This window comes from Acetobacter okinawensis (assembly GCF_002153655.1).
Lineage (GTDB): Bacteria > Pseudomonadota > Alphaproteobacteria > Acetobacterales > Acetobacteraceae > Acetobacter > Acetobacter okinawensis_A.
Genome location: NZ_JOPJ01000095.1, coordinates 1 through 300 on the forward strand (window position 1 = coordinate 1; position 300 = coordinate 300).

Consider the following 300-nt stretch of genomic DNA (forward strand, 5'->3'; position numbering starts at 1 on the left):
TTTTCGATCAGATGGCGCTTTTTATACAGATGCCAATTGTAAGGTGGCTTTGATTTCCGGTTCTTCTTCGGCTGAATACAGGCTGTGATGTTCCGGTCTGCAAGCGATAATCTGATCTGGTTGCTATCGTAGCCTCTGTCCCCGATGACTTCTTCTGTCTCATCGGGGAGGTCTGCCAGAAGCACGTCTGCGCCTCTGAAGTCACTGACCTGTCCAGCAGTCAGATGAAGGCGGACAGGTCGGCCCTGATCATCGCACACGGCATGAAGTTTTGAGTTCAGGCCGCCTTTTGTCCGTCCG

Annotated in this window: 1 protein-coding gene; it reads right to left on the reverse strand. The window is 52.3% G+C overall.

Going from position 1 to position 300, the window contains the following annotated elements; translation table 11 throughout:
- A partial coding sequence (locus tag HK26_RS12880; RefSeq protein WP_143296383.1) for a transposase occupies positions 1 to 300 on the reverse strand: 300 nt, incomplete at both ends.